Here is a 9406-nt window from a genome sequence, read left to right on the forward strand (position 1 = left end):
GGCTCAGGCGAGGGACTGGAACTCGATGGCCAGCAAGAGCCCGTCCTCCTCCTCCAGCACCCTGATGATGCGGGCCTGCGCCTCGAAGGGGGGCAACAGGTTGTTGTTGGTGGCCAGGCTCACCCGGATGGGCTGGGTCGTATCGAGCTGGTGCTCCGGCACCGAGATGCCCATGCCGTTGGCGCTGAGATCCCGGCAGACCCCCTCCAGCACCTGCTGCTGCTGGAAGATGGTGACGGGAGCATTGATTATCATGCGCTGGAAGGCGCGTCTTTCCTTGGTGCTGGTGATCACGCAAACATCCTCTGTTGAGCTGATCCGTCTCGCTGGCCCGCAGGAACAATTGTGCTGGCCTCCCCCCAAGAACGTTAATACAATGCGGTGCGTTTCTCAAACGGGGTGCGGTCTACCGCTGAGATTATACCCGTGAACCTGATCCAGATAATGCTGGCGGAGGAATTTGAGGCATGGCGCTCGTTTTTGCGCCCTCATCCGCTGGCACCTCATTGCTAAAGGGAGTGCCACCCATGAAAACCCTGCTGCTGGTCGCCACCGGCCTGCTCTCCGCTCAGGCCTTCGCGGCGGATACCCTCACCGTCTACACCTACAGCTCCTTCACTGCCGAGTGGGGCCCGGGTCCCAAGATCAAACAGGCCTTCGAGAAGGAGTGCGGCTGCACCCTCAATCTGGTACCGCTCGAAGATGGCGTGGCCATCCTCAACCGGTTGCGACTGGAGGGCAAACACAGCAAGGCCGATCTGGTGCTGGGGCTGGACGATGCCCTCGTCAGTGAAGCCAAGCAGAGCGGTCTGTTCGCCCCTCACGCCACCAAGCTGGATGGCCTCAAGGTGCCCGGCGGCTGGCAGGATGATACCTTCGTCCCCTACGACTACGGCTACTTCGCCTTCGTCTACGACAAGGAGAAGCTCAAGCAGCCCCCCAAAAGCCTGAAGGAGCTGGTGGCGCGACCCGACCTCAAGATCATCTATCAGGATCCCCGCACCTCCACCCCGGGCCAGGGGCTGATGCTGTGGATGAAGTCGGTCTATGGTGACCAGGCCCCCGCCGCCTGGGAGCAACTGGCCAAAAAGACGGTCACCGTCACCAAGGGGTGGTCAGAGGCCTACGGCATGTTCCTCGATGGCGAGGCGGACATGGTGCTCTCCTACACCAGCTCACCCGCCTATCACCTGATTGCCGAGCACAAGTCCCAGTATCAGGCCGCGGCGTTTGAAGAGGGGCACTACCGTCAGGTGGAAGTGGCCGCCAAGCTCAAGAACGCCAAGCAGGGCAAGCTGGCGGATCAGTTCCTGCAGTTCATGATAAGCCCCGCCTTCCAGAACGAGATGGCGACCGGCAACTGGATGTATCCGGTGATCGACACGCCGCTGCCCAAGGGCTTCGAGCAGATGATCACCGTAGCTAAGCCGCTCGCCTTCAGCTCTGACGAGGTGGCCGCCAATCGCAAGGGCTGGATCCGCGAGTGGCTGCAAGCCGTTACCCAGTGAGTCGTCTCTTCGTGAAACCTGGGACGCGTCTGCTCTGGTGGCTGCCGGGCAGTGCCGCCACCGTCCTGATCCTGCTGTTGTCGCTGGGGCCGCTGGCGGCCCTGTTGTGGCAGGCAGGGGGGCTAGCCCCTCGCACCCTGCTGGCCGATCCCTACCTGCGCCACGTGCTGGGCTTCAGCCTCTGGCAGGCGCTGCTCTCCACCCTGCTGAGCCTGGGACTGGCCATTCCGGTGGCCCGCGCCCTGGCGCGGCGCCGCTTTCCGGGGCGCACCCTGCTCATCAAGCTGTTCGGCCTCTCGCTGGTACTGCCGGTCATCATCGCCGTCTTCGGCATCGTCGCGGTGCATGGCAAGCAGGGCTGGTTGCCGCAACTGCTGCACGGGTTCGGGCTCGCTCCCGGCAACTACCTCTACGGCCTGTTCGGCATCCTGCTGGCCCACGTCTTCTTCAACATGCCGCTGGCCGCGCGTCTCTTGCTGCAGAGCCTGGAGAGCATCCCCGAATCCTCCTGGCGCCTCGCCAGCCAGCTCGGCATGCGCTCCTCCCATATCTTCCGGCTGCTGGAGTGGCCGCTGATCCGGGCCCAGCTGCCAGGGCTGGCCAGCCTCATCTTCATGCTCTGCTTCACCAGCTTCGCCACCGTGCTGGCGCTGGGGGGCGGCCCCAAGTCCACCACCCTGGAGGTGGCCGTCTATCAGGCGCTGCGCTTTGACTTCGATCTCGCCACCGCCGGCGGACTGGCGCTGGTCCAGCTCATTCTGACCGCCGCCCTGCTGATGCTGCAGCACAAGCTGCAGAGCAGCCCGGCCAGCCGGATCACCTCTCATCGCCCCTGTCTGCGACCGGACCGTCATCAGCCGGGCAGCGGCCTGGTGGACGCCCTCGCCCTTGCTATCGGGCTGGCGGTATTCCTGCCCCCCTTGCTGGCCATCGTGGTGGCAGGCCTCAATCCCGGCCTGCCGGATGCCCTGACCTCAGGCAAGTTGTGGCTGGCCAGCGGCCAGTCGCTGCTGATTGCGCTGGCGGCGGGCAGCCTGGCCACCCTGCTCGGCAGCGCCCTGCTGCTCACCAGCCGCCATCTGCGGGTTCGAGAGCACAAACGGCGGGCCGCCGCCCTGTGGGAGACCAGTGGCTCGGTGATCCTGATGATCCCGGCGGTGGTGCTCTCCACCGGCCTCTTCATCCTGTGCATGCCGTTTGCCGATGTCTTTGCCCTCGGCCCCTGGCTGGTGGTGCTGGTCAACGCCCTGATGGCGCTGCCCTATGTGCTGCGTACCCTCTCCGCCCCCATGCAGCTGGTGGTGCGCCAGTACGACCGGCTGGCCGACAGCCTGGGGGTACACGGCCTGCATCGCCTGCGACTGGTGGAGTGGCCCCTGCTGCGCCGTCCGCTGGGCCAGGCAGCAGCGCTGGCCATGATCTTGTCGCTCGGGGATCTCGGCGCCATCGCCATGTTCGGCAGTCAGGAGCTCACCACCCTGCCCTGGCTGCTCTATCAGCAGCTCGGCAGCTACCGGCTGACCGAGGCGGCCGCCACCGCCCTGCTGCTGCTCACCCTCTGCTTCTCCCTGTTCTGGCTGGTGGAGCGGGGGCTTGGAGGAAAGCATGCCGACCATTGAGAGACAAAAGACCCGGCGCTACCGTCTCGGCGGCTGTGCTGGTCGCTCAAACGCCCCCTTGAGAGGAAAACATGCTGAACATTGATACGCTGGTGACCAGCTACCCGGACTGGCGCGTCAGCTTCAGCGCCACCCTGCCCAAGGGGGAGATCACCGCGCTGATCGGTCCGAGCGGGGCAGGCAAGTCGACCCTGCTCGGCATGATCGCCGGTTTCGTGCCGATAGAATCCGGCACCCTCACCTTCGACGATCAGGATCTGCTGCCGCTGGGCCCGGCCGCACGGCCGGTCACCACCCTGTTTCAGGATCACAACCTGTTCCTGCACCTGTCGGTGTTCGACAACATTGCCATCGGTCTACACCCCGGCCTGCGCCTGAACGCCACCCAGCGGGCTCAGGTGAAGGATGCCGCGAACCGGGTCGGCCTCGGCGAGATGCTCACACGCCTGCCGGAGCAGCTCTCCGGTGGCCAGCAGCAACGGGTGGGGCTGGCCCGCGCCCTGGTACGCGGCAAGCCGCTGCTGCTGCTGGATGAGCCCTTCTCGGCGCTCGATCCGGCCCTGCGCCGGGAGATGCTGGCCGAAATTGCCCGGCTCGCCTGCGAGCAAGGCATTACCGTACTGATGGTCTCTCACAACCCGGAAGATGCCCAGCTCATCGCCGATCAGGTATTGTTCGTGGACGAGGGGCGCATCGCCCTGCAAGGCAAACCTGACATACTGCAAAACAGCGATCACCCCGGGCTCCTGCGCTACCTTGGCCTCACAAAGGAGCAGTGACCGGCAACGGGATCAAAAAAGGGGAAGCCGGTCGGCTTCCCCTTTTCATATGAGGATGGATAGTCAGATCAGAGGTTTTCCTCGGCGAAGGAGGCGAGCTTGCTGCGCACCACCCCGTTCAGGAAAATGTTGGCACTGCCATCGAAGTCTTTGAAACGCTCGACTATGTAGGTCAGACCCGAGGTCACCGGGCTCAGGTAGTTGGAGTCGATCTGGGCCAGGTTGCCAGAGCAGACGATCTTGGTGCCCTCGCCGCAGCGAGTGATGATGGTCTTGATCTGGGATGCAGTCAGGTTCTGGCACTCATCCAGCAGCACGAAGGTGTTCTGGATGCTGCGCCCGCGCATGAAGTTAACCGATTTGAACTGGATGTTGGCCTTCTCCATGATGTAGCTGAGGGACCCGCTCATGTTCTCGTCCTGCTTGTGCAACACCTCCAGGGTGTCGGTGACCGCAGCCAGCCAGGGCATCATCTTCTCTTCTTCGGTACCGGGCAGGAAGCCGATGCTCTCGGCAATTTCCGGGGTATTTCGAGTGACAATGACCTTCTCGTAGATCCCCTTCTCGATCACCAGCTCCAGGGCGGCGGCCATGGCCAGCAGTGTCTTGCCGCAGCCCGCCGGACCGGTCAGGATCACCAGATCGATGTGCGGGTCGAGCAGCGCATCGAGCGCCATGCCCTGATAGACGTTCTTCGGATGCACCCCCCACGCCTTGCGGGACATCAGTCGCTCGCGCCCCAGATCCTTGATGCGGATCTTCTGGTTGTCGTGGCTGAGTACCCGGGCGGCGAAGAAGTTCTCTTCATCGATCAGGTACTGGTTGACGTGAACCCCCTCCAGCAGCTTGGCATCGATGACGTGGACGGTATCGCGGCCATGGGTCTCGCTGTCACACTCGCCGACCCGCTCCCAGAAGCTGCCTGGCACCGTCTGGAAGCCCTTGGCCAGCAGCCGGATGTCATCGATCAACTGGTCGCTGCGATAATCCTCGACGTGGGCAAGCCCGGCCCCCTTGGCCTTGAGCCGCATGTTGATGTCTTTGGTGACCAGCACCACCTGCCGCTTCAGCTCATGCTTTTGCAGGTAGAGGGCGGCGTTGATGATGCGGTTGTCGGCCTCCTTGTCGGTGAACACCTCGGCATCCTGGGGTAGATGGTGGTCACTGAAGATGGAGATGTGGCCGCTCGCCTCGCCGGCCAGCGCCACCCCCTGCACTATCTGCTCGGGTGTCGCGTCACGGAACACGTCCTCCAGCGCCCGGATGGCGATGCGCGCATCACGGCTGACATCCTTGTGGCGATCCTTGATGTTGTCCAGCTCTTCCAGCACCGTCATGGGGATGAGCACGTCGTGCTCTTTGAAGGAGTAGATGGCGAGGGGTTCGTGAAGCAGAACGTTGGTATCCAGGATAAACAGCTTTCGGTCCGTATTGTCCATAAGCATCCTCCTTGGCACTGAAGGTGCCACGTGTGTGAATCTCAGATGTCATTGAAACCACACGGCCGTGACAGTTTTATTACCTCCAACGCTACGCCCGATTTTACCATCACGCAACAAATCACTTGGGCACCCCGCGTGTTTGCGCAGAAAAACAGCAGCAGGCCTTTACTGGCCCTCAAGGGTTCAACTGCACTTGGAGTCGCCGCAGTTGAGGCAGGTCATGCAGCCATCTTTCTGCACCAGCGCCTTGCTGTGGCACTTGTAGCAGAGCGCCGCACCGGGGGGAAAACCACTCCCAGCCTGCTGCTCGTCAGCTTCTTGTGCGGCTTGGATCTCCGCCTGCTTGCTGGCCAGAAACGCCTGCTGGTGCTCATCCAGCCCGGCCCCCTTGAGCATGCCGATCTCGGTGAGGTGGGTCTCGATCACGTTGCCAATTTCGGCGATAAGGGACGGTACGTACTTGCCCTTGTTCCAGTAGCCGCCCTTGGGATCGAACACGGAGCGCAACTCCTCCACCAGAAAGGTGACATCACCCCCCTTGCGAAACACCGCCGAGATGATGCGGGTCAGCGCCACTATCCACTGGTAGTGTTCCAGGCTCTTGGAGTTGATGAAGATCTCGAATGGCCGGCGGGTCTCGTGCACCGTCCCCTCATTGAGCACTATGTCGTTAATGGTGATGAACAGCGAATGTTCGGAGACATGCTCCGGCGTCTTGAGCTTGTAGGTGGTGCCCATCAGTCGCTCCGGCCGCAGCACTGTCTCGTGCATCTGTACCACGGCGTCCTGCTGGGCCGGCTCTGCTTGCGGCTCGTCCCGGGTTTTCACCCGGTAGGCGACGATTTTCCCGTCGATCTTCTTGACCATGAACTCGTCCTCAAAATTTGCCGTAATAGCCTTCTTTCAAGGCGTCGTAGAGGTTGGCGGCGGTATGCAGCTCGCCATCGTATTCGATCTCCTCATTCCCTTTCGCCGTGACGACCGAGCCATCCTCCAGGGTGAACTCGTACTGAGTCTTCTCCAGATCCTGCTCCTTCACCAGCACGCCCTGGAAGGCTGCCGGGTTGAATCGGAAGGTGGTGCAGCCCTTGAGCCCCGAATCCGAGGCGTAGAGGTAGATGTCCTTGAACTGTTCGAACGGAAAGTCGGTCGGCACGTTGGCGGTCTTGGAGATGGATGAGTCGATCCAGCGCTGGGCCGCCGCCTGAATGTCCACATGCTGCGCCGGCGTGATGTCGTCGGCGGTGATGAAGTAGTCCGGCAGCCGGGCCGCCTCATCCTCGGCATAGGGCATGGCCGCCGGATTCACCAGCTCGCGGTAGGCAAGCAACTCGTAGGAGTAGACATCCACGCTCTCCTTGCTCTTCTTGCCCGGCTTGATGACGTTGCGGCTGTAGTGGTGGGCAAAGCTCGGTTCGATACCGTTGCTGACGTTGTTGGCCAGCGAGAGCGAGATGGTTCCGGTCGGCGCTATGCTGCTGTGGTGGGTGAAACGCCCCCCCACTTCGGCCAGCTCGGCAACCAGGGCGGGATCCACCTCGGCCACCTGCTGCATGTAGCGGCTGTAGCGCGCGTGCAGCACCTTGCCCTTTACCTTGTCGCCCGGCTTGATGCCGTCTGCCGCCATCTCGGGGCGCAGTCGCAGCAGCTTGCCGGTCACCTCGAACTCCTGCTCCATGATGGGGGCCGGGCCCTTCTCCTTCGCCAAGGCCAGGGACTCGCGCCAGCCGGTCATGGCCAGCTCCTGGGATACCTGTTCGGTAAAAGCGACTGCGGCAGCAGAGCCATATTTTATCCGCAGCATGGTGAGGGCCGAGCCGAGGCCGAGAAAGCCCATGCCATGCCGGCGTTTGCTGATGATCTCCTCGCGCTGCTTGGCCAGCGGCAGCTGGTTGATCTCCACCACGTTGTCGAGCATGCGGGTGAAAATGGCCACCACTTTGCGAAATGCGGGCCAGTCAAAGGCGGCCTGTTCGGTGAAAGGATCGCGCACGAAGCGGGTCAGGTTGACGGATCCCAGCAGGCAGGCCCCATAGGGAGGCAGCGGTTGCTCGCCACAGGGGTTGGTGGCCCGGACCTCCTCGCAGAACCAGTTGTTGTTCATCTCGTTGACCTTGTCGATCAGGATGAAACCGGGCTCCGCGTAGTCGTAGGTGGAAGTCATGATGACGTTCCACAACCTGCGGGCCGGCAGCGTCTTGTAGACCTTGCAGGCGACCTGTCCCAAGGCGTTGACGACAACCCCCTCCTTGTTGGGCCAGTCGGCCCAGACCACCTGGGCGGGATCATCCAGCGCAATGCCATCCTGCCCCACCTCCCTGGCGGTGTAGGGGAAAATAAGCTGCCAGGAGGCATCCTCTTTCACCGCCTTGACGAACTCTTCGGTGATGAGCAGGGAGAGGTTGAACTGGCGCAGGCGGCCATCCGCCCGCTTGGCCTGGATAAACTCGACCACATCGGGGTGACGGATATCCATGGTGCCCATCTGGGCGCCACGACGCCCTCCCGCCGACGAGATGGTAAAACACATCTTGTCGTAGATATCCATGAAGGAGAGCGGGCCAGAAGTATGGGCCCCGGCGCCGGAGACGAAGGCCCCGCGCGGGCGCAGGGTCGAGAAGTCATAGCCGATGCCGCAACCGGCCTTCAGGGTCAGCCCCGCCTCGTGCACCTTGCCGAGGATATCGTCCATCGAATCCTCGATGGTGCCGGACACGGTGCAGTTGATGGTGGAGGTAGCAGGCTTGTGCTCGAATGCGCCGGCATTGGAAATGATGCGACCAGCAGGAATGGCACCATGGCGCAGGGCCCACAGGAAGGGCTCATACCAGGCATCAGGGTCATGCTCCTGCGCGGCAAGAGCGCGGGCAACCCGCTGGTAAGTGTCATCGATGGCACCATCAATGGGAGTGCCGTCCTTGCTCTTGAACCGGTACTTGCTGTCCCAGATCTCGAGGGAAGTCTCCTGCAGAGGAATATGACGAGAGCCGCTCTCACTCTCTCGCACCGGATGTGATTTAGCCATGTTCAATCAACCTCCTGGATATGCCGCGACCTCATGACAGTAACAGCCATTACTACATATAGCTAACGTGGAAGACAAAATCACAATATATAGTAATCATTTGCGCTTTCTGGTCATGCCTGCCACAAGCAAATGCCCCGGCCAGCAGGGTACTGGTCCGGGGCATTACATCGCGTCATTGCTCGGGAAGCTCGCTTCCCGTCGCAGATCAGGGCTTCTTGACGTATACGGTCGGGGTGTCACCAGCCATATTCAGATAGAACTCATAGACACCATCCGCATCCGGTGAGAACTTCATATCCTCATACTTGGAGCAGGGATTGACCGGTACGGCTTCTCCACCCAGCACGGCAACGCCATCGCTTGGGCTCTTGTAGCCGAAGTTGGTGCCACAGCTCCAGCCGGAGTCGGCGAACTTGAACTTGTAAGGAGCCCACTCTTTCTTGAGCGTTCCCTTGGCCATATAGAGCTTGTCGGCCACCTTGACCACCTTGCTCGCGTCGGTTGCCATCCAGTCGTTCATCTCCCCGCGCAGGTAGATGGACTTGCCACCGAAATCGCTGTTGTCCGCCGCCTGCTCTGCACCGCCATTGGATGCGCAACCGCCTAATACCAGGGTTCCCGCCGCCAGCATCATCGTTACTGTTCTTTTGAACATGTGTCCATTCCTCAGATTATTGTGATTCCTTGGCCCATCGAACGTGGGCTGACGAATTAAAGCAGAGCGAGCATAGCAAGAAAGGTAGAGGCATCACATTCCGTGCTTTTTCTGTTCAACAATTGAATTGATGGACAAATATCAGCCCCGTAAAGGGCAAACCGCACAAGAAGCAATGTGAGTAAGGTGGTTGCAGATCGAACAGCTGAACTGCACTTAGGGGAGAAATGACTGAATTTCAGGCAATAAAAAACCCCGCTCGATGAGCGGGGTTTCTTGTATTGGGTGCCTGGCAGTGTCCTACTCTCGCATGGCGAATGCCACACTACCATCGGCGCTACAGCGTTTCACTTCTGAGTTCGGCATGGGGTCAGG

The 9406-nt window shown here is 61.4% G+C and carries 8 protein-coding genes and 1 riboswitch; of the genes, 3 read left to right on the forward strand and 5 right to left on the reverse strand.

Features of this window, described 5'->3' with window-relative positions:
* Positions 1–3 precede the first annotated feature (3 nt).
* Positions 4–294: a PilZ domain-containing protein gene (locus AB5Y81_RS04930; protein WP_005304376.1), complete on the reverse strand. Its 291-nt coding sequence runs from the start codon at positions 292–294 to the stop codon at positions 4–6.
* A 91-nt stretch (positions 295–385) separates the two neighbouring features.
* Positions 386–476: riboswitch (TPP riboswitch) on the forward strand.
* A gap of 51 nt (positions 477–527) precedes the next feature.
* Here AB5Y81_RS04930 and thiB point away from each other — a divergent pair.
* The 3 genes from thiB (at position 528) to thiQ (ending at position 3906) form a co-directional block, all read left to right on the forward strand.
* Positions 528–1508 (forward strand): thiamine ABC transporter substrate binding subunit, encoded by a 981-nt coding sequence (gene thiB, locus AB5Y81_RS04935; protein WP_279484804.1) that lies wholly within the window; start codon positions 528–530, stop codon positions 1506–1508.
* Positions 1505–3127, forward strand: coding sequence for a thiamine/thiamine pyrophosphate ABC transporter permease (thiP, locus tag AB5Y81_RS04940; RefSeq protein WP_043162402.1), 1623 nt, complete (start codon positions 1505–1507; stop codon positions 3125–3127). Before thiB ends, thiP begins: the two co-directional genes overlap by 4 nt.
* A 71-nt stretch (positions 3128–3198) precedes the next feature.
* Complete coding sequence (gene thiQ, locus AB5Y81_RS04945) at positions 3199–3906, forward strand: thiamine ABC transporter ATP-binding protein (protein ID WP_279484805.1); 708 nt, start codon at positions 3199–3201, stop codon at positions 3904–3906.
* Positions 3907–3974: 68 nt separating this feature from the next.
* Here the strand turns inward: thiQ and AB5Y81_RS04950 are convergent, their stop codons facing one another.
* The 4 genes from AB5Y81_RS04950 to AB5Y81_RS04965 all read right to left on the reverse strand — a co-directional run bounded on the left by AB5Y81_RS04950 (position 3975) and on the right by AB5Y81_RS04965 (position 9031).
* Entirely contained in the window at positions 3975–5345 is a 1371-nt protein-coding gene (locus tag AB5Y81_RS04950; RefSeq protein ID WP_017763817.1) for a PhoH family protein, read from the reverse strand.
* A gap of 186 nt (positions 5346–5531) precedes the next feature.
* Entirely contained in the window at positions 5532–6215 is a 684-nt protein-coding gene (locus AB5Y81_RS04955) for an NrdJb (RefSeq protein ID WP_279484806.1), read from the reverse strand.
* Positions 6216–6225: 10 nt separating this feature from the next.
* Positions 6226–8373 carry an adenosylcobalamin-dependent ribonucleoside-diphosphate reductase gene (locus AB5Y81_RS04960; protein ID WP_279484807.1) on the reverse strand — a complete coding sequence of 716 codons (2148 nt, stop codon included), beginning with the start codon at positions 8371–8373 and terminating at the stop codon, positions 6226–6228.
* Between the two features lie 208 nt (positions 8374–8581).
* Positions 8582–9031: a pullulanase gene (locus AB5Y81_RS04965; protein ID WP_005304399.1), complete on the reverse strand. Its 450-nt coding sequence runs from the start codon at positions 9029–9031 to the stop codon at positions 8582–8584.
* Positions 9032–9406: the final 375 nt, after the last annotated feature.

The sequence above is a fragment of the Aeromonas sp. s2 genome (assembly GCF_040907935.1).
Lineage (GTDB): Bacteria > Pseudomonadota > Gammaproteobacteria > Enterobacterales > Aeromonadaceae > Aeromonas > Aeromonas dhakensis.

Excerpts from the sequence above, each read along its gene's own strand:
- AB5Y81_RS04955 (WP_279484806.1), bottom strand. The coding sequence starts at position 6,215 with ATGGTCAAGAAGATCGACGGGAAAATCGTCGCCTACCGGGTGAAAACC.
- AB5Y81_RS04950 (WP_017763817.1), bottom strand. The coding sequence starts at position 5,345 with ATGGACAATACGGACCGAAAGCTGTTTATCCTGGATACCAACGTTCTG.
- thiB (WP_279484804.1), top strand. The coding sequence starts at position 528 with ATGAAAACCCTGCTGCTGGTCGCCACCGGCCTGCTCTCCGCTCAGGCC.
- thiQ (WP_279484805.1), top strand. The coding sequence starts at position 3,199 with ATGCTGAACATTGATACGCTGGTGACCAGCTACCCGGACTGGCGCGTC.
- AB5Y81_RS04965 (WP_005304399.1), bottom strand. The coding sequence starts at position 9,031 with ATGTTCAAAAGAACAGTAACGATGATGCTGGCGGCGGGAACCCTGGTA.
- AB5Y81_RS04960 (WP_279484807.1), bottom strand. The coding sequence starts at position 8,373 with ATGGCTAAATCACATCCGGTGCGAGAGAGTGAGAGCGGCTCTCGTCAT.